The sequence below is a fragment of the Dickeya oryzae genome (genome assembly GCF_020406815.2).
GTDB classification, from domain to species: Bacteria; Pseudomonadota; Gammaproteobacteria; order Enterobacterales; family Enterobacteriaceae; genus Dickeya; species Dickeya oryzae.
Genome location: NZ_CP162670.1, coordinates 696,896 through 721,914, shown reverse-complemented (window position 1 = coordinate 721,914; position 25,019 = coordinate 696,896). Strand labels below are relative to the sequence as shown.

Annotated in this window: 22 protein-coding genes and 1 riboswitch; of the genes, 18 read left to right on the top strand and 4 right to left on the bottom strand. The window is 54.8% G+C overall.

Translation table 11 applies throughout. The annotated features are described in order from the left end of the window. Positions 1-64: 64 nt before the first annotated feature. From leuA to leuD, 4 genes are read left to right on the top strand one after another with little or no spacing between them, the layout of a single operon-like run. The gene (gene leuA, locus LF929_RS03065; protein WP_016940610.1) at positions 65-1,639 is read left to right on the top strand and encodes a 2-isopropylmalate synthase; all 1,575 of its coding nucleotides are present in this window, start codon (positions 65-67) and stop codon (positions 1,637-1,639) included. After that, complete coding sequence (gene leuB, locus LF929_RS03060; protein WP_226093048.1) at positions 1,639-2,730, top strand: 3-isopropylmalate dehydrogenase; 1,092 nt, start codon at positions 1,639-1,641, stop codon at positions 2,728-2,730. The genes leuA and leuB overlap by 1 nt, the downstream gene beginning before the upstream one ends. A gap of 2 nt (positions 2,731-2,732) precedes the next feature. Further along, positions 2,733-4,133: a 3-isopropylmalate dehydratase large subunit gene (leuC, locus tag LF929_RS03055; RefSeq protein WP_226093047.1), complete on the top strand. Its 1,401-nt coding sequence runs from the start codon at positions 2,733-2,735 to the stop codon at positions 4,131-4,133. 11 nt (positions 4,134-4,144) lie between these two features. Next, on the top strand, positions 4,145-4,747 hold the full coding sequence (leuD, locus tag LF929_RS03050; protein ID WP_012768354.1) for a 3-isopropylmalate dehydratase small subunit: 603 nt from the start codon (positions 4,145-4,147) through the stop codon (positions 4,745-4,747). Between the two features lie 356 nt (positions 4,748-5,103). On the opposite strand, the gene LF929_RS03045 is transcribed toward leuD, so the two are convergent. Next, on the bottom strand, positions 5,104-6,006 hold the full coding sequence (locus LF929_RS03045) for a siderophore-interacting protein (RefSeq protein WP_226093046.1): 903 nt from the start codon (positions 6,004-6,006) through the stop codon (positions 5,104-5,106). Between the two features lie 237 nt (positions 6,007-6,243). Between LF929_RS03045 and tnaC the strand changes: the two genes are divergently transcribed. After that, complete coding sequence (tnaC, locus tag LF929_RS03040) at positions 6,244-6,354, top strand: tryptophanase leader peptide (protein WP_071603311.1); 111 nt, start codon at positions 6,244-6,246, stop codon at positions 6,352-6,354. A gap of 100 nt (positions 6,355-6,454) precedes the next feature. Then, positions 6,455-7,855, top strand: a complete 1,401-nt coding sequence (gene tnaA, locus LF929_RS03035; protein ID WP_012886183.1) for a tryptophanase — start codon at positions 6,455-6,457, stop codon at positions 7,853-7,855. Positions 7,856-7,984: 129 nt separating this feature from the next. Here tnaA and sgrT read toward each other — a convergent pair whose 3' ends face one another. Then, positions 7,985-8,143, bottom strand: coding sequence for a glucose uptake inhibitor SgrT (sgrT, locus tag LF929_RS03030; RefSeq protein WP_038905677.1), 159 nt, complete (start codon positions 8,141-8,143; stop codon positions 7,985-7,987). A gap of 111 nt (positions 8,144-8,254) precedes the next feature. Here sgrT and sgrR point away from each other — a divergent pair, with 111 nt between their 5' ends. The 7 genes from sgrR (at position 8,255) to ilvN (ending at position 15,728) form a co-directional block, all read left to right on the top strand. Beyond that, entirely contained in the window at positions 8,255-9,922 is a 1,668-nt protein-coding gene (gene sgrR, locus LF929_RS03025) for an HTH-type transcriptional regulator SgrR (protein WP_226093045.1), read from the top strand. 56 nt (positions 9,923-9,978) lie between these two features. Then, positions 9,979-10,133, top strand: a riboswitch (TPP riboswitch). A 43-nt stretch (positions 10,134-10,176) separates the two neighbouring features. Beyond that, a complete protein-coding gene (gene thiB / locus LF929_RS03020) occupies positions 10,177-11,160 on the top strand; it encodes a thiamine ABC transporter substrate binding subunit (protein WP_226093044.1) in 984 nt (327 codons plus the stop codon). After that, positions 11,136-12,746 (top strand): thiamine/thiamine pyrophosphate ABC transporter permease ThiP, encoded by a 1,611-nt coding sequence (thiP, locus tag LF929_RS03015; protein WP_226093043.1) that lies wholly within the window; start codon positions 11,136-11,138, stop codon positions 12,744-12,746. Before thiB ends, thiP begins: the two co-directional genes overlap by 25 nt. Then, entirely contained in the window at positions 12,730-13,422 is a 693-nt protein-coding gene (gene thiQ / locus LF929_RS03010; protein ID WP_226093042.1) for a thiamine ABC transporter ATP-binding protein ThiQ, read from the top strand. The genes thiP and thiQ overlap by 17 nt, the downstream gene beginning before the upstream one ends. Before the next feature lie 130 nt (positions 13,423-13,552). Then, positions 13,553-13,654 (top strand): ilvB operon leader peptide IvbL, encoded by a 102-nt coding sequence (locus tag LF929_RS03005; protein ID WP_100224696.1) that lies wholly within the window; start codon positions 13,553-13,555, stop codon positions 13,652-13,654. A gap of 112 nt (positions 13,655-13,766) precedes the next feature. Beyond that, positions 13,767-15,431: an acetolactate synthase large subunit gene (gene ilvB / locus LF929_RS03000; RefSeq protein ID WP_226093041.1), complete on the top strand. Its 1,665-nt coding sequence runs from the start codon at positions 13,767-13,769 to the stop codon at positions 15,429-15,431. Between the two features lie 3 nt (positions 15,432-15,434). Beyond that, positions 15,435-15,728 (top strand): acetolactate synthase small subunit, encoded by a 294-nt coding sequence (gene ilvN, locus LF929_RS02995; protein WP_019843370.1) that lies wholly within the window; start codon positions 15,435-15,437, stop codon positions 15,726-15,728. Positions 15,729-15,789: 61 nt separating this feature from the next. Here ilvN and LF929_RS02990 read toward each other — a convergent pair whose 3' ends face one another. After that, on the bottom strand, positions 15,790-16,557 hold the full coding sequence (locus LF929_RS02990; RefSeq protein ID WP_226093040.1) for a DedA family protein: 768 nt from the start codon (positions 16,555-16,557) through the stop codon (positions 15,790-15,792). A 190-nt stretch (positions 16,558-16,747) separates the two neighbouring features. Here LF929_RS02990 and LF929_RS02985 point away from each other — a divergent pair, with 190 nt between their 5' ends. The 3 genes from LF929_RS02985 to LF929_RS02975 are packed head-to-tail and all read left to right on the top strand — an operon-like array spanning position 16,748 to position 18,741. Further along, positions 16,748-17,602: an N-acetylmuramidase family protein gene (locus LF929_RS02985; RefSeq protein WP_210176297.1), complete on the top strand. Its 855-nt coding sequence runs from the start codon at positions 16,748-16,750 to the stop codon at positions 17,600-17,602. A gap of 8 nt (positions 17,603-17,610) precedes the next feature. Next, positions 17,611-18,171: a hypothetical protein gene (locus LF929_RS02980; RefSeq protein ID WP_038909041.1), complete on the top strand. Its 561-nt coding sequence runs from the start codon at positions 17,611-17,613 to the stop codon at positions 18,169-18,171. Positions 18,172-18,174: 3 nt separating this feature from the next. Then, positions 18,175-18,741, top strand: a complete 567-nt coding sequence (locus LF929_RS02975; protein WP_038909042.1) for a hypothetical protein — start codon at positions 18,175-18,177, stop codon at positions 18,739-18,741. Positions 18,742-18,808: 67 nt separating this feature from the next. Here LF929_RS02975 and LF929_RS02970 read toward each other — a convergent pair whose 3' ends face one another. Beyond that, positions 18,809-19,288, bottom strand: coding sequence for an Hcp family type VI secretion system effector (locus tag LF929_RS02970; protein ID WP_019843365.1), 480 nt, complete (start codon positions 19,286-19,288; stop codon positions 18,809-18,811). Positions 19,289-19,465: 177 nt separating this feature from the next. Between LF929_RS02970 and LF929_RS02965 the strand changes: the two genes are divergently transcribed. Then, positions 19,466-21,838, top strand: a complete 2,373-nt coding sequence (locus LF929_RS02965; RefSeq protein ID WP_226093039.1) for a DNA polymerase II — start codon at positions 19,466-19,468, stop codon at positions 21,836-21,838. A gap of 262 nt (positions 21,839-22,100) precedes the next feature. Continuing rightward, positions 22,101-25,004: an RNA polymerase-associated protein RapA gene (gene rapA / locus LF929_RS02960; protein ID WP_226093038.1), complete on the top strand. Its 2,904-nt coding sequence runs from the start codon at positions 22,101-22,103 to the stop codon at positions 25,002-25,004. Positions 25,005-25,019: the final 15 nt, after the last annotated feature.

Below are 25,019 nucleotides of genomic sequence, written 5' to 3'. Positions count from 1 at the left end.
CGCCGTTGCGCGGGTTTTTTTTTACTCGCCGGGCGCCCAGAAACAGAACAAAGGAACCAGACCGATGAACCAACAAGTGATTATTTTCGATACGACGTTGCGTGACGGTGAGCAAGCGTTGCAGGCCAGCCTGAGTGTGAAAGAAAAGCTCCAGATTGCCCTGGCGCTGGAAAGGATGGGCGTCAATGTGATGGAAGTCGGTTTTCCCGTCTCCTCTCCCGGCGATTTCGAATCGGTACAAACTATCGCCCGTAACATCAAAAACAGCCGTGTTTGTGCCCTGGCACGTTGCGTTGAAAAAGACATTGATGTGGCGGCCGAATCCTTGCGCGTTGCCGAGGCGTTCCGTATCCATACGTTTATCGCCACCTCGCCGATGCATATCGCGACCAAACTGCGCAGCACGCTGGATGAAGTCATTGAGCGGGCCACGTATATGATTAAACGCGCCCGCAACTACACCGACGATGTGGAATTCTCCTGTGAAGACGCTGGCCGTACCCCGATCGAAGACCTGAGCCGGGTAGTGGAAGCCGCCATTAATGCTGGTGCCCGTACCATCAATATCCCGGATACCGTGGGTTATACCCTGCCCCACGAATTCGGCAACATCATCGCTTCGTTGTATCAGCGTGTGCCGAACATCGATAAAGCGATCATTTCCGTGCATACCCATGACGACCTCGGTCTGGCGGTGGGCAATGCCATGGCAGCGGTGCACGCGGGTGCCCGTCAGGTAGAAGGCACACTCAACGGCATCGGCGAACGCGCTGGCAACTGTTCACTGGAAGAAGTGATCATGGCCATCAAGGTACGCAGCCAGTTGATGAACCTGCACACCAGCATCAACCATCAGGAAATCTACCGTACCAGCCAGATAGTCAGCCAGATCTGCAACATGCCGATCCCGGCCAACAAAGCGGTAGTCGGCGCCAATGCGTTTGCTCACTCTTCCGGCATCCATCAGGACGGCGTGCTGAAAAACCGCGAAAACTACGAAATCATGACGCCGGAATCCATCGGCCTGAAAGAAGTGCAGTTGAACCTGACTTCCCGCTCTGGTCGTGCTGCCGTTAAACACCGCATGGAAGAAATGGGCTATAAAGAAGGCGACTACAATCTGGATACACTGTACGCCGATTTCCTCAAACTGGCCGACAAGAAAGGTCAGGTATTCGACTATGACCTGGAAGCGCTGGCATTTATCAACAACCAGCAGGAAAGCTCCGAATTCTATCGTCTGGACTACTTCAGCGTGCAATCTGGTTCTAGTGTTATGGCTACAGCGTCCGTCAAATTGTCATGTGGCGACGAGACACTGTCCGAAGCCGCTACCGGTAACGGCCCGGTTGACGCCGTGTATCAGGCCATTAACCGCATTACCGGTTACCCGATCAATCTGGTCAAATACCAGTTGTCCGCCAAAGGACAAGGTAAGGAAGCACTCGGCCAGGTGGACATTGTAGTGGAATACCAGGGCCGTCGTTTCCACGGCGTCGGTCTGGCGACGGACATCGTCGAATCCTCCGCCAATGCGATGGTTAACGTATTAAACAACATCAAACGTGCGCAACTGGTTGAAAAAGAAGTGCAGCGTTTGCAGCAACACAACAAACACAACAGTCAGGAAACAGTGTGATGAGCAAGAGTTACCATATTGCCGTCTTACCCGGTGACGGCATCGGCCCGGAAGTGATGGCTCAGGCGTATAAAGTAGTGGATGCGGTTCGCCAGCGTTTTGGTTTGCGCATCACCACCAGCGAATACGACGTCGGTGGCATCGCCATCGACCGGCAGGGTACGCCGCTGCCACAGGGGACGATTGAGGGCTGTGAGCAGGCCGACGCTATTCTGTTCGGCTCGGTTGGCGGCCCGAAATGGGAACATCTGCCACCGGCAGAGCAACCAGAACGTGGCGCGCTGTTACCCCTGCGCAAACACTTCCGCCTGTTCAGCAACCTGCGCCCGGCGCGCCTGTATCAGGGGCTGGAAGCCTTCTGCCCGCTGCGTAGCGACATCGCCGCCAACGGTTTCGACATTCTGTGCGTGCGTGAACTGACTGGTGGTATCTACTTCGGCCAGCCGAAAGGCCGTGAAGGCAGCGGCATGTACGAACGTGCCTTCGATACCGAGGTGTATCACCGTTTCGAAATCGAGCGCATTGCCCGTATCGCCTTTGAATCCGCACGCAAGCGCCGCAGCATCGTCACCTCTATCGATAAAGCCAACGTGTTGCAAAGCTCCATTTTGTGGCGCGAAATCGTCAACGAAATCGCCCGCGATTACCCGGATGTTCGCCTGAATCATCTGTATATCGACAACGCCACCATGCAGTTGATTAAAGATCCGTCCCAGTTTGACGTGCTGCTGTGTTCTAACCTGTTCGGCGACATCTTGTCCGACGAATGCGCGATGATCACCGGCTCAATGGGGATGTTACCGTCAGCCAGCCTCAACGAGCAGGGCTTTGGTCTGTACGAACCCGCGGGGGGTTCCGCACCGGATATCGCTGGCAAGAACATTGCCAACCCGATCGCCCAAATCCTGTCCGCTGCACTGTTGCTGCGCTACAGCCTGGGTGCAGATGATGCTGCCACCGCCATTGAGCAGGCGGTCAACCAGGCGCTGGCGGAAGGTTACCGCACCGGCGATCTGGCCAGCGGCGGCAACGCCATCACCACCGATGAAATGGGCGATGCGATTGCCCGATTTGTAGCAGAAGGGGCGTAATCATGGCTAAGACCTTATATCAGAAATTGTTCGATGCACATGTGGTACACGAAGTACCGAATGAAACCCCGCTGCTGTATATCGACAGACACCTGGTACACGAAGTGACCTCACCGCAGGCTTTCGACGGTTTGCGCGCCATGGGCCGTAAAGTCCGCCAGCCGGGCAAAACCTTCGCCACCATGGACCACAACGTCTCGACTCAGACACGTGACATCAACGCCAGCGGCGAAATGGCCCGCATCCAGATGCAGGAGTTGATCAAAAACTGCGCCGAGTTTGGCGTGCAACTGTATGACCTGAACCACCCGTTTCAGGGCATCGTACACGTTATCGGGCCAGAACAAGGTATGACGCTGCCGGGGATGACCATCGTTTGTGGTGACTCCCACACCGCCACCCACGGCGCGTTCGGCGCACTGGCATTCGGTATCGGTACCTCTGAGGTAGAACATGTACTGGCGACGCAGACGCTGAAACAAGGCCGCGCCAAAACCATGAAGATCGAGGTCGTGGGTGACGCGGCCCCGGGTATCACCGCCAAAGACATCGTGCTGGCTATCATCGGTAAAACGGGCAGTGCTGGCGGTACCGGCCATGTTGTGGAATTCACTGGCAGCGCTATCGAAGCGCTGAGCATGGAAGGCCGCATGACCTTGTGCAACATGGCAATCGAAATGGGGGCCAAAGCCGGTCTGGTCGCGCCGGACGACACCACCTTTGCTTACCTGAAAGGTCGTCAGTTCGCGCCGACTGGTAGCGATTGGGATGCCGCCGTGGAGTACTGGAACACCCTGCGTTCCGATGCTGATGCGCACTACGACACCATCGTCACACTGAATGCCGCCGACATCGCGCCGCAAGTGACCTGGGGCACCAACCCCGGTCAGGTGATCGCGGTTGATCAAATCATCCCGACGCCGGAATCCTTCCATGATCCGGTAGAGCGCGCTTCGGCAGAAAAAGCGCTGGCGTATATGGGCTTGCAGCCGGGCGTGAAATTGACGGAGGTGGCAATCGACAAAGTGTTTATCGGTTCCTGCACCAACTCCCGTATTGAAGACTTGCGTGCCGCCGCTGCTATCGCCAAAGGGCGCAAAGTGGCCGACGGTGTACAAGCCTATGTTGTCCCCGGTTCCGGCCCGGTCAAAGCGCAGGCGGAAGCCGAAGGTCTGGACAAAATCTTCCTGGATGCCGGTTTCGAATGGCGTCTGCCCGGCTGCTCTATGTGTCTGGCAATGAATAACGACCGTCTGAATCCGGGCGAGCGTTGCGCCTCGACCAGTAACCGTAACTTTGAAGGGCGTCAGGGCCGTGGTGGCCGCACCCATCTGGTCAGCCCCGCCATGGCGGCGGCGGCAGCGATTACCGGTCGTTTTGCAGACATCCGTGAACTGAATTAAGAGAGGCAACCATGGCTAAATTTACCCAACACACTGGTTTGGTGGTGCCGCTGGATGCTGCCAATGTCGATACCGACGCGATTATCCCGAAGCAGTTTCTGCAAAAGGTGACCCGTACCGGTTTCGGTCAGCATCTGTTTCACGACTGGCGTTTTCTGGACGATGCCGGTCAGCAGCCTAACCCGGATTTCGTGCTGAACCAGCCGCGCTATAAAGGTGCGAGCATTCTGCTGGCACGCGAAAACTTCGGCTGTGGCTCTTCCCGCGAACACGCACCGTGGGCATTGACCGACTACGGCTTTAAGGTCGTTATCGCCCCGAGCTTCGCCGATATTTTCTACGGTAACTCGTTTAACAACCAGCTGCTGCCAGTCAAACTGAGCGATGCCGATATCGACGACCTGTTCAAACTGGTAGCCAGCCATGAAGGCATTACCTTCACCGTGGATCTGGAAGCGCAGCAGGTTAAAGCAGGCGAGAAGACCTATTCGTTTGAAATAGACAGCTTCCGCCGTCACTGCATGATAAACGGTCTGGACAGCATCGGCCTGACGCTGCAGCACGACGCATCCATCGCCCGCTACGAGCAGCAACAACCGGCGTTTCTGCGCTAGTTTTGCCTTGTAGGCTTTTAAACCACTTAAGTGCAGATGAAGGGTTTCTGGCGTCAAAAACTGTGCTGAGGTGGGCGACTTCGCCGGGTAAGCGGCATGGATGCCGCGAAAGCCCGTGCCGCGTCTGGAACGCGTCACGGGCGGCCCGAAGAGCGAAGGCGAACGCCGAAGGGACCGCTAAGCGGCACAGTTTAGCCTTCAGCCAGTGGTCAAGGAGAGGCGGCGTCTGAGCCTCTCCTTGTCGTGCGTGCGGCGGTGCTGCAAAGGGAGAATCGACGTTATCGCGCACGAAACCTCCCACCGGTCTTGCATAAACTCGTCAGCAACAAAAACAACGCGGTTGTTTGTCGACAACCTCAATAAGGACGCGGACCACGGCTCCAGTAGGCCATAAAGGTGATAGATTCTTGCGCCAGGCCTTTTTCTGCCAGCAGATACCGGCGCAGCGCCTTCACCGCTGAGGATTCAGTGGCCACCCACCCGAAGAACTGCCCCTGCTGCGTGCTGGCCGGTTCCCAGACCTTCTCGCCCTCTGCGATATCTGCCACCATCACTGGCTGTGCTGCTACCTGCGCTACCGGGCATGACCAATGGCGCGCCGCCTCCAGCAAGCGCTCACCATAGGTCGCGCCCGTGCCTTCACGCGGCAACCAGACCACCTCGGCGAACGGCAAATTGCGATAATCGTCAGTGCAATCGGCCTGTAACGGTACTTCGATAAATGCCTGCACTTCCGGTGGGTTATCCTGCTGCGCCAACTGTTCCAGAATGCCTTTGATGGCTGGCAACGCGGTTTCATCACCCATCAACAACACCTGACGGGTGTTGGCTGACAGTACCCACTCATAACCGCCGTTATCGCCAGCAAAGTCACCACGTGGTGCCACTACCTGCAATGTCGCACCCGGTTGCGCACTCAGCACCCACGCTGACGCTGGGCCTTCCGTGCCATGCACCACAAACTCCACCACCATTTCGCCGACTTCGGTATCCAGACTGCGCAACGTATAAGTGCGCGGGATGGGGCGCTGTGGCTTCGGCATAGCCTGTACCAGCTTATACCACTCCCCCACATCCGGCAGGCATGGCGGCGTGCCGTCTTCAGCAGGCAACAGCACTTTAATGCGTTGATCCGGCGCGCAGATTTTCATCTTTTTCACCGACTCACCACGAAAGACACAGCGCATTAGCGAGGGGGTAAGCAATGTCTTATGGGCCAACGTCACATCAAACACTTTATATTCCTTTACCCCAGCCATAACCTGTCTTTACCTCTTTGTTAGTGACTCCACGGCAACACGCCCCAGCAACTGGTTCCGATGCCAAACGTCGACTGTTTTAACATTAAAAAATGCTAATGAGAACCATTATTGAATCAATTTTAATTCTCATATAAGGCCAGTACTGTCAGTGCGGGATTGCCCGCGTGATCACGGTTTTATCCGGTACTTTTGCCCTATTCTGATTGTTCGTTATTCACGAGATAAGGAGACCTCATGACACGCATCATCCGGTGTTATCGCCTGAGCCTCTCCGGCGACTGTCGCCCCTGGTTCAACATCGACCACCGCCTTACCGACGATTTCCCACGCTCGTTTCATGCCTGATTCAGCATCTCGCTGATTTTTTCCTTTTATTTCAATTTATTGTTTTTTGACGTCATACAGCGGCAAACCGGCCTGCTGACTGGCGTTATGGAGAAAGTGCATGAAACGCATCCCTGAGCCTTTTCGTATCAAAATGGTAGAAAACATCCGTATGACCACCCGCGACGAACGGGAACGCGCCTTGCAGGAAGCAGGCTACAACCCGTTTTTGTTACGCAGTGAGGATGTCTACATCGACCTGCTGACCGACTCCGGTACCGGCGCCATGAGCGACCGCCAGTGGGCCGGGCTGATGATGGGCGACGAAGCCTATGCCGGGTCGCGCAACTACTACCATCTGTGCGATCAGGTGAAAGCGCTGCTGGGTTATCCGTTCACGATTCCAACCCATCAGGGCCGTGGCGCGGAACAGATTCTGTTCCCGTGTCTGATTGCCAAGAAGCAACGCGCTGGTGGCGGCAAAAAACCGGTGTTCATTTCCAACTTCCATTTTGACACCACCGCGGCCCATGTAGAGCTGAACGGTGCACGCGCCATCAATGTGGTGACCCCCAAAGCCTTCGACACCACCACCTATTACGACTGGAAAGGCGACTTCGACCTTGACCTGTTACAGACCACCATCGAGCAACATGGTGCTGACAACGTGGTGGCGATCATCACTACAGTCACCTGCAACAGCTCCGGCGGCCAGCCGATTTCAATGGGCAACATGCGTGAGGTGTATCGCATCGCGCAGCAGCACGGCATTCCGGTGGTGATCGACTCTGCCCGGTTTTGCGAAAACGCCTGGTTTATCAAACAACGAGAAGCCGGTTATGAGAACCGCTCGATCAAAGCGATCGTCCATGAGATGTACCAGTACGGCGACATGCTTACCATGTCAGCGAAGAAGGATCCGATGGTGAACATCGGCGGACTGTGCTGTTTTCGCAGCGACGAAGATCTGTTCAACGAGGTACGCATCCGCTGTGTACCAATGGAAGGGTTTGTGACCTACGGTGGGCTGGCCGGGCGCGACATGGAAGCGCTGGCTATTGGTCTGGAAGAAGGTATGAACGAAGACTACCTGACCTATCGTATCGGCCAGGTGACCTACCTCGGCGAGCGCCTGCGTGCCGGTGGGATTCCGATTCAATACCCGGTAGGTGGGCATGCGGTGTTTGTCGATGCGAAAAAGCTGCTGCCGCATATCCCGGCGGAGCAGTTCCCGGCACAAGCGCTGAATAACGAGCTGTATCTGGAAGCGGGTATCCGCAGTGTGGAAATCGGTTCATTGCTGCTGGGGCGTGACCCGGACACCGGCGAACAGAAACCGTCGCCGCTGGAACTGCTGCGTCTGACCATTCCGCGTCGGGTATATACCAACGATCACATGGACTATATCGCCGACTCGCTGATTGCACTGAAAGAAAGGGCCAGCAGCATCAAAGGTCTGACGTTCACCTATGAGCCGCCGGTATTGCGCCACTTTGTCGCCCGGCTGAAACCGGTGGAATAACGCGCCACCATAAAACCTGCCATAAAAAAGCCAGCGGAACACTCCGCTGGCTGGTGAACAGCACCATTACTCAGAACACTGAGGCGGTTTCCCGCCGCCGTTCTCACTCTCATTCGATGACCACCAGCATTACAGCCAGCGGCGATAGTCTTCCTCGTCCATATCCTGGATCTGCCACTGCGTAACCTGTAACAGCAATGCCATTCGCTGTGGAGCGGTGAGTACACCCCATCCCCGACGACAGCCTCGGCAAAGCCAGCGACGATAAAAGCGGAATAACCGGCACATATAGCCTCCCCTTCACGACGGTTCGCGTACAGAACCATTCACTGCTATTCAGTATCCGCGTAATATAGGGAAAAATATATTGATGACCTTGAGTCGTGGAGTTCCCCTTTTATGTCCTCCCCACGCCTGCAACAACAATTCGTTCGGTTATGGCAATGCCTGCAAGGTCAGGATACTGACACTACGCTGCAGGAACTGGCCGGGTTGCTCAGTTGCTCCCGTCGCCATGTCCGCTCGCTACTCAACGCCATGCAACAACAAGGCTGGCTCACCTGGCAGGCAGAAGCCGGGCGTGGTAAACGCTCGCGTCTCAGCTTTCTCTACACGGGATTAACCCTGCAACAGCAGCGGGCCGAAGACTTGCTGGAGCAGGACCGCATCGACCAGTTGGTACAACTGGTGGGTGACAAGGAAACCGTACGCCAGATGCTGATGTCACACCTTGGCCGCAGCGTGCGCCAGGGCCGCCACCTGCTGAGAATCCTCTACTATCGACCGATGCATAATCTGCTGCCCGGCAGTGCGTTACGCCGCTCGGAAACCCACATCGCCCGCCAGATTTTCAGCGGGCTGACCAGCCTAAATGAGGAAAATGGGGAACTGTTGCCAGATATCGCGCACCACTGGCAGGCGTTGTCCCCCTTGCACTGGCGTTTCTACTTGCGCCCGGCAATTCGTTTCCACCACGGCCGGGAGCTGACGATGGAAGACGTGATCGCTTCGTTATCCCGGTTAACGTCGCTGCCGCTGTTTTCCCATTTAACAGACATCTCGTCACCGACGCCGTTCGTGCTGGATATCCGGCTCAGCATGCCGGACGACTGGCTACCGTGGTTGCTCGGCAGCGTACCGGCGATGATCCTGCCGCAAGAATGGCCAACGCTGCCGGACTTTATGCGTCAACCCGTGGGCACCGGGCCCTATAAGGTGGTGCGCAATTCCCCAAATCAGTTAAAAATTGCCGCGTTTGACGATTACTTCGGCTACCGGGCGCTGATTGATGAGGTCAGTATCTGGGTACTGCCGGACGCCCCGACGATCCCTGCCTGTACCGTCACGCTACAAGGCGATGACACCATCGACAATGAATTGGAGAATCGGCTCGAAGAAGGCTGTTATTTCCTGCTGTTTGACCGCCGTTCTGCGCCAATGACAGACCCGGAGATCCGCCACTGGCTGTGTCAGGTATTAAGCCCGGTAGCCATGCTTGCCCTGGCTGACAGCCCATACCAGAGTGACTGGTCTCCTGCCTATGGCTTGCTCCCGCGTTGGCATCACAGTCCACCGCGCGCGGTACGCGAAAAACCGGCCGGGCTGACCCACCTCACGCTCACTTACTACCGTGACCACCCTGAGTACGCGGTGATAAGCGACATCATGAGCCGCTTGCTGGCATCACACGGCGTCACACTGACACTACGCAGCCTGGAATTCGACGCCTGGTGCCAGGGCACCGATGTCGGCGATATCTGGCTCGGTAGCGCCAATGTTTATCTGCCGCTGGAGTTTTCTCTGTTCGCGATGCTGTATGAGCTGCCGTTGCTGCGACACTGTTTAGGGGAGGATGAGCTGGATAACACCGCACGTCGGTGGCGTCAGGGTGACCTGTCGCTGGCGGAGTGGAGCCAGTCGCTGGTCAGTAACCAGCAACTTCACCCGCTATTCCATCACTGGTTGCGCTTGCAAGGGCAGGCCAACATGCGAGGGCTGCACATGAACACACTGGGTTGGTTCGATTTCAAGTCAGCCTGGTTCGCGCCGCCCGCCCCCACCACCTGACCCTCCGCTCCCCGTCATGGCGCTTTTCCTGATGTGACAAACACTTTACAATGGTGCCGTTCTCAACGGGGTGCGGCCCCAACATTCATGTACCCGTCGTCATGTACGAAGAGTCATGCACGAACAACCATGTACGTTTGCGCCGCTGAGAAAATACCCGTCGAACCTGATCCGGTTAATACCGGCGAAGGGATTTGAGACTGCATTCTGCTTGCTCAAAGACCTTTGCCGCCTTCAACAATTTGGAGCGCAAAGTGTTAAAGAAATTATTGTCCTGCCTGTTATTGCTGTCCGCCCCTGTGTTTGCCAAACCCATTCTGACGGTCTACACCTACGACTCGTTCGCCTCGGAGTGGGGCCCCGGCCCGGCGGTCAAAACCGCGTTTGAAAAAGAGTGCGACTGTGAGCTGAAATTCGTGGCGCTGGAAGATGGCGTCGCCCTGCTCAACCGCCTGCGAATGGAAGGTAAAAATACGTCGGCGGATGTGGTGCTGGGGCTGGATAACAATCTGGTACAGGCCGCAGCACAGACCGGCCTGTTCGCCCCGCATGGCGTGAACACCAGCACGCTGACAGTGCCCGGTGGCTGGCACAACGAGACCTTCCTGCCGTTCGACTACGGTTATTTCGCCTTCGTCTATAACAAAGACAAACTGAAAAACCCGCCAAAAAGCTTGCATGAACTGGTGGAAAGCGACCAGCCGTGGAAAGTGATCTACGAAGATCCGCGCACCAGCACACCGGGGCTAGGGTTACTGTTGTGGATGCAAAAAGTGTATGGCGATAAAGCACCACAAGCCTGGCAGAAACTGGCGGCGAAAACCGTCACCGTCACCAAAGGCTGGAGTGAAGCCTACGGCCTGTTCCTGAAAGGTGAAGCCGATTTGGTACTGAGCTACACCACCTCACCGGCCTACCATCTCATCGCCGAGAAAAAAGACAGCTATGCCGCCGCCAACTTCAGCGAAGGCCACTATATGCAGGTCGAAGTCGCCGCCTCACTGGCTGGCAGTAAAAACCCGCAGCTGGCGGCACGCTTCCTGCAATTTATGATAAGCCCCACCGTTCAACAGCTCATTCCGACCACCAACTGGATGTACCCGGTGATCAAAACCGAGCTGCCTGCGGGCTACAACACCCTGACGCTGCCAGCCAGCACGCTGGAGTTTTCCGCACAGCAAGTCGCAGAACAGCGGGCGAATTGGGTTCAGGCATGGCAGCGCGCCGTCAGCCGCTGATCCCAGGCTGGCTGTGGCCAGGGCTGCTGGCCGCGGTTCTGTTGATCGCAACTGCGGCACTGGCGTTCGGCGCACTGTGGCTGGACGCCCCCCCTACCCCCTGGCTGTCGCTGTGGAATGACAGCTATCTGTGGCATGTCATTCGCTTCAGCTTTTGGCAGGCGTTGTTATCGGCACTGCTTTCCACCTTGCCCGCGCTATTTCTGGCGCGGGCGTTGTATCGTCGCCGTTTTCCCGGCCATCGCCTGCTGCTGCGGTTGTGCGCGATGACGCTGGTACTGCCGGTGCTGGTGGCCGTGTTCGGTATACTCAGCGTCTATGGCCGGGAAGGCTGGCTGGCACGTTTGCTGATGCAGGTGGGCATCGAATACCGGTTTTCGCCTTACGGCTTGCAGGGCATCCTGCTGGCTCATGTCTTTTTTAATCTGCCGCTGGCAACGCGACTGTTCTTGCAGGCGCTGGAAGGCATTGCGACCGAACAACGCCAGTTGGCGGCCCAACTCGGCCTGCGCGGCTGGTACTTCTTCCGTCTGGTGGAGTGGCCGTGGCTACGCCGCCAGCTCTTACCCGCCGGAGCACTGATCTTCATGCTGTGCTTTGCCAGCTTTGCTACCGTGCTGGCGCTGGGGGGTGGCCCGCAGGCGACGACCATCGAACTGGCTATCTATCAGGCGCTGAACTTTGATTATGACCCTGCGCGGGCCGCGCTGCTGGCGCTGTTGCAGATGGTCTGTTGTCTGGGGCTGGTGTTACTCAGCCAACGGCTGAGCCGGTTACTGGCGGTCGGTGTCAGCAACCGCCAGCGCTGGCGCGACCCACAGGACAGCCTGTTTAGCCGGGTCACCGATACGCTACTGATTACAGCAGCGCTGTTATTGTTGTTGCCACCGCTCCTGGCCGTCTTCGCCGATGGGCTAAATCGCTCGTTGCCAGACGTATTGCGCCAGCCGGCATTGTGGCAAACGCTCTGGACCTCGTTGCGTATCGCGCTGGCGGCCGGTGTGCTCAGCGTCGCGTTAACCCTGATGTTATTGTGGAGCAGCCGTGAGCTGAAACTGCGTCAGCAACGGTTAGCCGCCCAGTGGCTGGACCTGAGTGGTATGCTGATTCTGGCGATGCCGGGCATTGTGCTGGCGTCAGGGTTTTTCCTGCTATTCAATCGGACTATCGGGCTACCCTCCTCCCCTTACGGACTGGTGGTGCTGACCAATGCGCTGCTGGCTATTCCCTATGCGATGAAGGTGCTGGAAAACCCGATGACGGACGCCGCCGCACGTTACAGCTTGTTGTGTCAGTCACTGGATATTCGTGGCTGGAATCGACTCAGGGTGGTGGAACTGAAGGCGCTACGCGCGCCTATTGCACAGGCGCTGGCCTTTGCTTGTGTATTATCGGTGGGTGATTTCGGCATCATCGCGCTATTTGGCAACGAGCAGTTTCGCACCCTGCCGTTTTACCTTTATCAACAAATCGGCGCGTATCGCAGTGCCGATGGCGCGGTAACGGCGCTGCTACTGTTGGTATTGTGCTTTACGCTGTTTACCCTGATTGAGAAACTGGCAGGCTTACATGATAGCGCTCCATAAGTTGACCTACCTCTACCAACACCTGCCGATGCGCTTCGATTTACAGGTGCAACCCGGCGAGCGCCTTGCCATTCTGGGCCCGAGTGGCGCGGGGAAAAGTACCCTGCTGAGCCTGATAGCGGGTTTTCTGTCAGCCGATAGCGGCCAGTTACAGCTTAACGGGCAGGATCATGATGCCACGCCACCGGCGAAACGCCCGGTGTCGATCCTGTTTCAGGAAAACAACCTGTTCCCCCATCTGACGCTGGCGCAGAATATCGCCCTTGGTCTGCATCCCGGTCTGAAATTAAGTGCCGATCAGCAGCAAACACTACGTGATATCGCGGGCCGCATGGGGCTTTCACCACTGCTGGAACGCCTGCCGTCGCAGGTGTCTGGCGGGCAACGCCAGCGGGCGGCACTGGCGCGCTGCCTGATTCGCCAGCAACCAATCCTGCTGCTGGATGAGCCGTTTTCCGCACTCGATCCGGCGCTACGTCAGGAAATGCTGTCACTGGTGGATGAGATTTGCCGCGAACGGCACCTGACACTCTTAATGGTGTCACACCAGTTGGAAGACGCCATACGCATTGCGCCACGCAGCGTGCTGGTGGTAGACGGCCGAATCTATCACGATGGCCCGACCCGCGAACTGGCGCAGCATGCACAGGCCGCGAAAATACTGGGGCTGGGATGACAAACACCCCATTTAAAATGTGACATTAAGCACATTTTTGTGGTTTTGCTGTGTTGAAGCCTTGTCTATTTTTCCGCGCTCATGGTTATATGGGAGCGCAAATTAACCAAAACGAACATTAAGGTTACCCGTGAAACACACCACCTCTACTTTCGCACTACTAAACAACGCCGCGCTGCTTGACGCGGTCGTCGTCGTGCGCGTGGTGGTCGTGGTCGGCAGCGCGCCGTAACGGGTTCCGAATCAAACCTAGATTCCCAAACCCCGCCGGCGCAAGCCGAGCGGGGTTTCTTTATGTCCACCCTCCCCGCTCCTCCTGACCGGCTCTGATAAAGGATATGACTATGCGTTATACAGGAGCTGAGCTGATTATCCGTCTGCTGGAGCAGCAAGGCATCACCACAGTAAGCGGTATTCCGGGCGGCGCGGCGCTGCCGTTGTACGATGCGTTGGGAAAAAGCCGCACTATTCGCCATGTACTCGCCCGCCATGAACAGGGTGCCGGATTCATCGCTCAGGGGATGGCTCGCGCCAGTGGTAAAGCGGCGGTGTGTATGGCTTCCAGCGGACCCGGAGCCACCAACCTGCTGACTGCCATCGCCGATGCCAAGCTCGATTCTATTCCACTGGTGTGCATCACCGGTCAGGTGCCTTCCGGCATGATCGGCACCGACGCGTTTCAGGAAGTCGACACCTATGGCATCTCGATCCCGGTGACCAAGCACAACTATCTGGTGCGCGATATCAGCGAACTGCCGCAGGTGATTAACGACGCCTTTCGGCTGGCACAATCCGGCCGTCCCGGCCCGGTCTGGGTGGACATCCCTAAAGACGTGCAAACCGCGACCATCGAACTGACGGAACTGCCTGCACCGGCCACGCTGTCCCCGGCTCCGGCTGTCGATACCCATGCCCTGAACGCGGCCGCCGCGATGATCAATCAGGCCAAACGACCGATCCTGTATCTGGGTGGAGGGATCATTAGTGCAGATGCGCATCAACACGCCATCGAACTGGCTGAGCGCGCTGGGTTACCCACCACCATGACGCTGATGGCGCTGGGCGCGATGCCAGTGGATCACCCGCTGTCGCTCGGGATGCTGGGTATGCATGCCGCCCGCTATACCAACATGATCCTGCAACAGTCTGACCTGCTGATCGTACTGGGTGCCCGGTTTGACGATCGCGCTATCGGTAAAGCGGAAGAATTCTGCCCGGATGCCCGTGTTATCCACATCGATATCGATCCCGCTGAACTCGGTAAGATCCGCCAGCCGCACGTTGCGCTTCACGCCGATGTCGCGCAAGCACTGGAGCAGTTACTGCCATTGGTCGAACACAAGCCCCGCACCGAGTGGCTCGAACAGGTGCGTGCCCTGCAACGTGATTTTCCGTTCAATATGCCAAATGCCGACGACCCGCTCAGCCATTATGGGTTGATCCGCGCGGTGGCGGCGCAACTGGACGACCAGGCCATCATCACCACGGACGTAGGCCAGCATCAGATGTGGGTCGCGCAGGCGTATCCACTGCGACGTTCACGTCAATGGCTCACCTCCGGCGGTTTCGGCACCATGGGCTTTGGCGTACCGGCGGCTATCGGCGCGGCGCTGGCAGAACCGCAACGCACAGTGGTGTGCTTTTCCGGTGACGGCAGCCTGATGATGAACATTCAGGAAATGGCTACTGCGGCGGAAGAGAACCTGAACGTCAAAATCGTCCTGATGAACAACCAGTCACTGGGGTTGGTGCACCAACAACAGGAGCTGTTCTATAAGCAGAACTTCGTCGCATCAGACTACCGTTACCAAACCAACTTTCTGGCGATCGCCGCAGGATTCGGTTTCGCCACCTGCGATCTGAACGCTGCGAAAGACCCGCAAGCCGCCTTGCGCGACGCACTGCAACGCCCCGGCCCGACATTGATTCACGCCGCGATTGATATCAACGAAAAAGTGTTCCCGATGGTACCGCCGGGTGCCGCCAATATTGAGATGATTGGAGATTAAATTATGCAGACTTCATCGACGACTGCACAGGTCACACTGGAACTCTCAGTACGCAACCACCCAGGCGTGATGTCCCATGTATGCGGGCTGTTCGCCCGCCGCGCGTTCAACGTGGAAGGCATCATGTGTATGCCGCTACCCGGCAATGAACAAAGCCGTATCTGGCTATTGGTGAAAGATGACCACCGCTTACCGCAGATGATAAGCCAGGTAGAAAAACTCGAAGACGTATTACAGGTGACCCGCCACGGCGAAGAGATGAAAATCTTTGATCAGGTAGCGGAGTTTTACCGCTAGCCCTCAGAAGGCGATACCGCTCTGTCTGGTATCGCCTCCACTCATTTAGCGGTTTAAAAACTTACCCATTGAGAATTTGCCACAGCAGGTGTCGGTAAACCGGCATCAACGGGTGCTGCCACAACTGCCACAGACTGATGACCGCGATAACGGCCGTCAATGGTGCCAGCCAGCGCAGGCGCGCCAGTGTCAGCCAACCGGTTGGTTCCGCCGTATTCCCACGGGGAGCACGCCACCACCGCCATACCAACCAGCCCGCACACCACAGCAGGACAGCCGTCACCAGCAGCAGCCACTTAAAGCTACCGCTGTCCGCCTGTTTGGGAATATCAATCGCCACACCGGCCAGAATACCGGGCAGCAGATACACCGGAGGCCAGGTAAGACAACCGATGATATTCGGCAGTGCAAAACGCCGGGGCGATAGCTGCAACATCCCCGCTACCATCGGGATCAGCGGCCGGGTCGGGCCAAAAAACCGGCCAATCAGAATCGTCGCCATACTGTGCTGGTGCAGCATTTTCTCTGTGCGATACAGGTATGCCCGGTGCTTTTGCAGGAACGACCAGTTATGCAGTTTCTCGTTAAAGTGCCAGCCGATGAAATAGGAAATCCAGTCCCCCAGCAGACAGCCAATGATGCCCATCCCCCAGGCGGGATATAGCCCCATATTACCGCTGCCAATCAAGGTGCCCAGTGACGCCATCATGATTGTGCCGGGTAACAGCAGCCCTACCAACGCCAGCGATTCCAGAAACGCCACCAGCAGTACCGCCGTCAGCGAATACGCCAACGATTGAGTGATCAGATGCTCCAGCCAGGCTTCCATAATTCTCTACATTTCTGCTTTTTTATAAACAAAGATAACGGGATGATAGCAGGAAACCGCTGGCGTATGGCAGGAAGGAGTAAAAGTGCCTCTGGCACGGTACTCATCATCACCGACACCTCGCTTCCTTGAAGCAGCGCTATTTTGTTGTTATAAAAGCAACACTTTAAAGACGTGAATGGATTTACCGATGGAAGAAGCCAGGATTGCTTTTCCTGTTGGCAAAGGGCAAGTCAACAGGGTTGAAGATGTCAAAACCGTTCAACAGTTACTGAATAGCCGCTCAAATGGAACGCTGAGCGTTGATGGTATTGTCGGTATCAGAACACAAACCGCCATCACCCACTTTCAACGCCAGATCGTAGGAATGCATTCGCCTGACGGCATCGTTTCCCCGAATGGCCCCACACTGAGGAAATTAAATCATCTTCATATCCGACGCCCGGCAACCTCTCAACCCTCGTTTTCCAGCGATTCTGGTGACAGCGTTTCCGAAGAACTCTATCTGAATGCCGCCAGAGAATTAAACTGCGAAGTGGCGGCAATCAAAGCGGTGGTGATGACGGAAACGGCGCTACGTAGTGCCTTTATCAGCCCAGGGAAACCAAAAATACTTTATGAACGACACTACTTTCGACGACTAACACAAGGTAGATATGACCATTCGTACCCAGAGATATCTGGTGAGCGTTACAAGCAGTATGGCTCACATGAACTTCAATATGAAAGGCTCGAAAAAGCCATGGCATTGGATAGACAAGCCGCACTAATGTCTGTCTCCTGGGGAGCGTTCCAGATTATGGGAGCAAATTATAGAAGTGCAGGATTTAATGAGCTTGAAGACTTTGTTTCTGCAATGAAAAACACTAACGGTCAGGTATTTGCTTTTATTAACCATATAAAAAATACGCCGACCTTGCGTACAGCATTACAAAATAAAGATTGGACAACATTTGCAAAGCTCTACAACGGAAAAAAATATGCCGAAAGAAACTATCATATAAAAATGGCAAATAACTATCATTCACTAACAAGCAGACAGTAGATAATTTTATGAAAAAAACATTACTCCTAATCATGCTAACTGTTTCATTACAATCTCACGCCGCAATTAGCCTGGTGAAAAACAACGATGCGTCATTAATGAAAACAACCATTGAAGATGCAAACAAAAGAGGAATTGTTGATATAAAAATACAAGAAGAGCAAGCGTTTGATGTTAATGAAAACAATAACAACATAGGAACAATAATACCTGGGAAAGGATTTTATAAAAATTACTATCCAGTTTGTTTTATTAGTTGGTCTACAGACAAGAAGACCATTTCCAACATTGTATTGTCAATGGGAAATGGCGACTTTGAATTTTCACAATGCGAAAACCTTGATGCAGTAGGAAAGATAGAGTCTGCAGGAAAAACATTCATTGGTTTTGTTTACTCTGTCGGTTTACCTGATGACAGAACAGAAAAAAACTACTTCCTATTAGAGATTGATAAGAATAAAAAAACCATTACAGATAAAAGTAATATTGTAGATGCTCTGCAAAATACCGATGAAATAAAGAGCATTACTGCAATCAGAAAACATCTTAAAAAAGAAATGGAAAAATAAAGAGTGAAAATTATTTTTATAGTAATTATGTTGGCAATGCCATTTAGCTCGTATTCGACTGTTACGCTTACAAAATCTCATGACAGCGACATATTAAGCAAATTGATAACAAGAAGCCAGTCATCAGAAATCACTGATGTAAAAATACAAAAAAATCAGATTTTTGACATTAGCGAAGATGGAAGATATCTGGGTACTATTTTGCCTGCAGAAGGGTATTACAACGATATTGAGCCACTCTGTTTTATCGGTTGGTCGTCCGACAGGAAAGACGTTTCAGATATAAAAATTTCTATCGGTCGGGGATTTTTCGAAACAGTGACTTGCCTAAGCCTTGATGCTGTGGGGAAAATTGAAGTTAAAGGAAGAACATTTATTGGCTTTGTTTATACCGTAGCATTACGTGACAGAACAGCACAGAACTATTTTTTGCTTGAGTTAGACAAAGAAAGGAAAGCAATAATAGACGTAAGCAATACAATTGAGAAACTACAGCTTTACTCTGAGAAGAAAAGTATTATAGACCTCAGAAAATACCTCAAAGAAAACCAGAGTTCCATACCCGATTAACGTCATTCAATTGTCAGGCACCTGAATTAAAATTAGGTGCCTGACAGGCTAACAACATGACTACCAGTTAAAACAGCTGGCTTTCCCAAATGCAGTATGCACTGGTTCCCGCCTTAACATGCTCACATAACATATTCTTGTAAGTGAAAGAGATAAATTCTTCCGGCTGATACTCGTTATGTGTTATCGAACTCGGGTAGTGCATTCTGATATTTTTTACTTTTGCATCAGACAGTTTGATTGAGAAATATTGCTCCATCCCACCATTCTCAGAGGTTCGATAGAAAATGAAAGTGCAGGTCAAATATTCATTCTCATTTAATGCGCTGAGTAATAATGGCGTTGATTTATCAATGGGCTTTCTAATTTCAACCGGCTGATATGCCACATTATCAATACGTTCAGCTGAATTATTCAACTCATAAACAAAAATTTCATTTTCATGACCTTGTTGCCATTTATTTCCCATTGAATCATACGATCCACACCCAGAAGAAATCAGCCCCTGATTCTTACCTTCTATTTTCAGATAAATGATATTGGCCATTAAATTCCCTTTAATTCCATATTATGAATGATATGAAAAAGTAGCGAGGTCACTATAATAATTTAATGCTTAACCGACAAGTAGACCGCTCCAACGTGTGGGTACGGCAACTGGACAAAAGCTGTATGCATATACATAATTTATGCCATTACTCCACTGACCCTCTGACAATACGCCATGACCCTTTCCCCACCACGTCAGGGATTTGTACTGACCCGCCACTGGCAAGACACCCCGGCCGGGATCAGGGTTCAATGCTGGCTGGCGACGGACACTGGCCCCTGTCGGGTCAGGTTGTCACCGCAACAGGCGGTAGCGTTTGTCCCGATGCGTCATCAGGCACGTATCAGCCAGTTACTCAGTGGGGAAAAGCATTGGCAACTGCGGCCGCTGGCACTGAAAGACTTCCACCACGAGCCTCAACTGGGGCTCTACTGCCTGCAATATCGCCAGCTGTTGCGACTGGAAAAGAAGCTACAGGAGGCGGGAATTCCGGTGTACGAAGCGGATATCCGCCCGCCGGAGCGGTTTCTGATGGAGCGTTTTATCACCGCGCCAGTCTGGTTTAGCGGCGAAGAAACCACTGACGGGCTGATTGATAACGTCAAACTCAAACCGGCCCCTGACTACCGCCCGTCACTCAAAACCGTGTCGCTGGATATCGAAACCAGCCGCCACGGCGAGCTTTACTGCATCGGTCTGGAAGGGTGCGGCCAGCGCCAGGTATTTATGCTGGGGCCAGAAAATGGCAACAGAGAGGATGCTGGCGACCTGACGCTGGAATACGTCGCCAGTCGTCCACAGCTGCTGGAAAAACTCAATCAGTGGCTGCACACCTACGATCCGGATGTGATTATCGGCTGGAATCTGGTGCAGTTTGACCTGCGGGTGCTGCAACAGCACGCCGAGCGTTACCGCATACCACTACGATTCGGACGCGACGCTCAGGAGCTGGAGTGGCGCGAGCATGGCTATCGACAGGGGCATTTTTTCGCCAGCGCGCCGGGCCGGTTGATCGTCGATGGTATCGAAGCACTGAAATCCGCCACCTGGAATTTTGCCTCGTTCAGCCTGGAATTTGTCGCCCAGTCGCTGCTTGGCGAAGGGAAAGCCAGCGACAATCCTTATCAGCGGCTGGAAGAGATCGAGCAGCGTTTTCAGCAAGACAAACCGGCACTGGCACGCTACAACCTGAAAGACTGCGAGCTGGTGACGCGCATCTTCGAGAAAACCCATTTAATCGCCTTTTTACTGGAGCGGGCGAGCGTCACCGGGCTGGCGGCAGACCGCAGCGGCGGTTCGGTGGCGGCATTTACTCATCTCTACCTGCCACGTATGCATCGGGCCGGGTTTGTCGCCCCCAACCTGGGTGAGATCCCGCCGGAAGCCAGCCCCGGCGGCTACGTGATGGACTCCCGCCCCGGTCTGTATGATTCGGTGCTGGTACTGGACTATAAAAGCCTTTATCCCTCCATCATTCGCACCTTTCTGATTGACCCGGTCGGGCTTATCACTGGCTTGCAGCAGCCTGATGAACAGCACGCCATCGAAGGTTTTCGCGGTGCCTGGTTTTCCCGCCGCCAGCACTGCCTGCCCGCTATCGTGGAAGAGGTGTGGCACGGGCGTGATCTTGCCAAGCAGGAGAACAATAAACCGCTGTCGCAGGCGCTGAAGATCATCATGAATGCATTTTATGGCGTACTGGGGTCGAGCAGTTGCCGATTTTTCGATCCGCGGCTGGCGTCGTCTATCACCCTGCGCGGCCATGAGATCATGCGCCAAACCCGTTCTCTGATTGAAGCCAAAGGTTATCAGGTGATTTATGGCGATACGGATTCGACCTTCGTGTGGCTTAAACGCCCCCATCGCGCGGACGAAGCAGACGCCATCGGTCGTGAATTGGTCACTTATATCAACGACTGGTGGCAACAGCACCTGCATCAGCAACATGGGCTGAACAGCGCGCTGGAGATGGAATACGAAACCCATTTTCACCGTTTTTTGATGCCCACTATCCGTGGTGCCGAACTGGGCAGCAAAAAACGCTACGCCGGTATTACCATGACGCCACAGGGTGAGCAGATGGTGTTCAAAGGCCTGGAAACAGTACGTTCGGACTGGACCCCCCTGGCACAGCAATTCCAGCAACAGCTTTACCAGCGTATTTTCCACCGTGAGCCGTATCAGGAATGGGTGCGGGAATACGTGGCTAAAACGCTGGAAGGCGAACATGACGACCTGCTGGTCTACCGCAAACGACTGCGCCATAAACTGAGCGACTATCAACGCAATGTGCCGCCACAAGTACGCGCCGCCAGAATGGCCGACGAGTACAACCGTCAGCATGACCGTCCTTTGCAGTACCAAAGCGGCGGCTGGATAAGCTACGTTATCACGGTCAATGGCCCGGAACCGCTGGAGAATCGTCACTCGATGCTGGATTATAATCACTATGTGGAAAAACAACTGCAACCGGTGGCCGATGCCATTCTGCCTTTCATTCACGATGATTTTGCTACACTGATTACCGGACAGATGGGGTTATTTTGACAATCCGATGGTGCCTGACAGGTGACGAACAGGCCGCCATCCAGTACCATAGCGCCCTTTCAAAAATATCAGGCGTGGGTCCACGTCTGTCAGTTTAGACAACGGTCAATAACATCCGGGGCGCATCCCCCATACCCGCATCACAGGCTGTGCGCGATAGCATCACTCTCGCGCAGGGCGGGTAAGGTATTGCCGTACGCAGGGGTCGGCAGCCTCCTGTTCAGACATTCTCCGACAACGACGAGTATCGAGCTTAGAATTTATGCCTTTTACACTTGGTCAACGCTGGATCAGCGATACAGAAAGCGATTTAGGATTGGGTACGGTAGTGGCGATGGATGCCCGCATGATTACTGTGCTATTTCCGGCTAGCGGCGAAAACCGCCTCTATTCCAGAAATGACGCGCCCATCACCCGTGTCATGTTCAATCCTGGCGATACCGTCACCAGTCACGAAGGCTGGCAGCTAGAGGTGGAAGACGTTCGCGATGAGAACGGCCTGCGCACCTACATAGGTCAGCGCCTGGATACCCATGAGCCCGCTGAACTGCGGGAAGTCTTCCTCGACAGCAAACTGACCTTCAATAAACCGCAAGACCGGTTGTTCGCCGGGCAGATTGACCGGATGGATCGCTTCGCCCTGCGTTACCGTGCCCGTCTGCACCAGCATGAGCAGGCGCTGCAACCCTGGGGTGGATTGCGCGGTATGCGCGCCAGCCTGATCCCACACCAGTTACACATCGCCCGCGAAGTAGGCCAACGCCATGCACCACGCGTGTTGCTGGCCGATGAAGTCGGTTTGGGTAAGACCATCGAAGCGGGCATGATTATCCACCAGCAATTGCTGGCAGGTCGTGCCGAGCGCGTACTGATCGTGGTGCCGGAAACCCTGCAGCATCAATGGCTGGTGGAAATGTTGCGTCGCTTCAACCTGCTGTTTTCGTTGTTTGATGACGAACGCTACGCCGAAGCGCGTCTTGACAGCGACAACCCGTTTGAAACCGAACAATTGATCATCTGTTCGCTGGATTTTGTACGTCGTAACCCTTCCCGTTTCGAACAGTTGCTGGATGCCGACTGGGATCTGCTGGTGGTGGACGAAGCCCATCATCTGGCCTGGAGCGAAGCCGCACCGAGCGCTGGCTATAAAGCGATTGAGCAACTGGCACGCGCTATCCCGGCCGTCCTGCTGCTGACGGCAACGCCAGAGCAATTAGGTCAGGAAAGCCACTTCGCCCGCCTGCGCCTGCTCGACCCGGACCGTTTCCACGACTACCACGAATTTATTGCTGAACAGCAACAATACCGCCCGGTCGCCGATGCGGTCACCCTGCTGCTGAGCGGCAACAGTATCAGCGATAGCGAACGCAACGCCCTGAGCGAGATGCTGGGTGAACAGGATATCGAACCGCTGCTGAAATCCATCGCCAGCGACAGTGAAGACAGCGCCGCCGCACGTCAGGAACTGATCACTATGTTGATGGACCGCCACGGCACCAGCCGTGTGCTGTTCCGCAATACCCGCCAGGGCGTGAAAGGGTTCCCGAAACGCGAGCTGCACCAAATCAGACTGCCGTTACCCGCGCAGTATCAAACAGCGATTCGCGTATCCGGCATTATGAATGCCCGTAAATCCGCTGAAGACTGCGCACGTGACATGCTCTACCCAGAGCAAATTTATCAGCAGTTCGAAGACGATAACGCCACCTGGTGGAGCTTCGATCCACGCGTCGAATGGATGCTGGAGTTTCTGACCAGCCATCGCGATGAAAAAGTACTGGTGATCTGCGCTAAGGCCGCCACCGCGTTGCAACTCGAACAAGTGCTGCGTACCCGTGAAGCTATCCGTGCTGCCGTCTTCCACGAAGGGCTCTCTATACTCGAACGTGACCGTGCTGCCGCGTATTTCGCCTCGGAAGAAGAAGGCGCTCAGGTATTGATCTGTTCGGAGATCGGATCCGAAGGTCGCAACTTCCAGTTTGCCAGCCATCTGATCATGTTTGATCTGCCGTTTAATCCGGATCTGCTGGAACAACGTATCGGTCGTCTGGATCGTATCGGTCAGAGCCGCGACATTCAGATTCTGGTGCCTTATCTGGAAAATACCGCTCAGGCATTGCTGGTACGCTGGTATCACGAAGGGCTGGATGCGTTCGAACATACCTGCCCGACGGGTCGCGCAATTTATGATAGCCACTACGAGCAGCTGATCAACCTGCTGGCGAAGCCGTCTGAACAAACCGGACTGGATGAATTTATCCATACCTGCCGTCAGCAACATGACACGTTGAAAACGCAACTGGAGCAAGGACGTGACCGCCTGCTGGAGATGCATTCCAACGGCGGCGAGCGGGCACAGTCACTAGCCCAGGCCATTGCCGAGCAGGATAACGACGTCAATCTGGTCAATTTCGCGCTCAACCTGTTCGACATTATCGGTATTCATCAGGATGACCGTAGCGATAACTTGATCGTGCTGACACCGTCTGATCATATGCTGGTGCCGGACTTCCCCGGCTTGCCGCAGGATGGCTGTACCATCACGTTCGATCGCGATCAGGCGCTGTCTCGCGAAGATGCGCAATTCGTGAGTTGGGAGCATCCGCTGATCCGCAATGGTCTGGATCTGATCCTGTCTGGCGACACCGGCAGTTGCGCCGTCTCTCTGCTGAAAAACAAAGCCTTGCCGGTCGGCACCCTGCTGGCAGAGCTGGTCTATGTCGTGGAAGCACAGGCACCGAAGAAACTGCAACTGACCCGCTTCCTGCCACCGACGCCGATTCGCGTCCTGCTCGACCGCAAAGGCACCAATCTGGCAGCACAGGTGGAGTTCGAGAGCTTCAACCGTCAACTGAGCGCCGTCAATCGCCACACTTCCAGCAAGCTGGTCAATGCGGTGCAAGACGAGGTGCACGATATGTTACAGAAGGCTCAGCCATTGGTAGAAGCACAGGCGCAGGCGCTGATCGCCGAGGCGCAGCGTAACGCCGAAACGCAGTTACGCCGCGAGCAGGAACGACTGGAAGCGCTCAAAGCCGTCAACCCGAACATCCGTGACGATGAGCTCGAAGCGTTGGAAGAACAGCGTGAACAGGTGCTGCTGAATCTGCAACAGGCCAACTGGCGTCTGGATGCCATCCGTCTGGTGATGGTGGCGCACCAGTAAACCTCATCCGTTATC

What these genes read in the sequence shown, in the direction of transcription:
- leuC (WP_226093047.1), top strand. Translation starts at nt 2,733, where the DNA reads ATGGCTAAGACCTTATATCAGAAATTGTTCGATGCACATGTGGTACAC.
- ilvB (WP_226093041.1), top strand. Translation starts at nt 13,767, where the DNA reads ATGCGTTATACAGGAGCTGAGCTGATTATCCGTCTGCTGGAGCAGCAA.
- LF929_RS02965 (WP_226093039.1), top strand. Translation starts at nt 19,466, where the DNA reads ATGACCCTTTCCCCACCACGTCAGGGATTTGTACTGACCCGCCACTGG.
- leuA (WP_016940610.1), top strand. Translation starts at nt 65, where the DNA reads ATGAACCAACAAGTGATTATTTTCGATACGACGTTGCGTGACGGTGAG.
- LF929_RS03045 (WP_226093046.1), bottom strand. Translation starts at nt 6,006, where the DNA reads ATGGCTGGGGTAAAGGAATATAAAGTGTTTGATGTGACGTTGGCCCAT.
- sgrT (WP_038905677.1), bottom strand. Translation starts at nt 8,143, where the DNA reads ATGTGCCGGTTATTCCGCTTTTATCGTCGCTGGCTTTGCCGAGGCTGT.
- rapA (WP_226093038.1), top strand. Translation starts at nt 22,101, where the DNA reads ATGCCTTTTACACTTGGTCAACGCTGGATCAGCGATACAGAAAGCGAT.
- sgrR (WP_226093045.1), top strand. Translation starts at nt 8,255, where the DNA reads ATGTCCTCCCCACGCCTGCAACAACAATTCGTTCGGTTATGGCAATGC.
- leuD (WP_012768354.1), top strand. Translation starts at nt 4,145, where the DNA reads ATGGCTAAATTTACCCAACACACTGGTTTGGTGGTGCCGCTGGATGCT.
- thiP (WP_226093043.1), top strand. Translation starts at nt 11,136, where the DNA reads ATGGCAGCGCGCCGTCAGCCGCTGATCCCAGGCTGGCTGTGGCCAGGG.
- leuB (WP_226093048.1), top strand. Translation starts at nt 1,639, where the DNA reads ATGAGCAAGAGTTACCATATTGCCGTCTTACCCGGTGACGGCATCGGC.
- thiQ (WP_226093042.1), top strand. Translation starts at nt 12,730, where the DNA reads ATGATAGCGCTCCATAAGTTGACCTACCTCTACCAACACCTGCCGATG.
- LF929_RS02985 (WP_210176297.1), top strand. Translation starts at nt 16,748, where the DNA reads ATGGAAGAAGCCAGGATTGCTTTTCCTGTTGGCAAAGGGCAAGTCAAC.
- tnaA (WP_012886183.1), top strand. Translation starts at nt 6,455, where the DNA reads ATGAAACGCATCCCTGAGCCTTTTCGTATCAAAATGGTAGAAAACATC.
- ilvN (WP_019843370.1), top strand. Translation starts at nt 15,435, where the DNA reads ATGCAGACTTCATCGACGACTGCACAGGTCACACTGGAACTCTCAGTA.
- LF929_RS02990 (WP_226093040.1), bottom strand. Translation starts at nt 16,557, where the DNA reads ATGGAAGCCTGGCTGGAGCATCTGATCACTCAATCGTTGGCGTATTCG.
- LF929_RS02980 (WP_038909041.1), top strand. Translation starts at nt 17,611, where the DNA reads ATGAAAAAAACATTACTCCTAATCATGCTAACTGTTTCATTACAATCT.
- LF929_RS02970 (WP_019843365.1), bottom strand. Translation starts at nt 19,288, where the DNA reads ATGGCCAATATCATTTATCTGAAAATAGAAGGTAAGAATCAGGGGCTG.
- tnaC (WP_071603311.1), top strand. Translation starts at nt 6,244, where the DNA reads ATGACACGCATCATCCGGTGTTATCGCCTGAGCCTCTCCGGCGACTGT.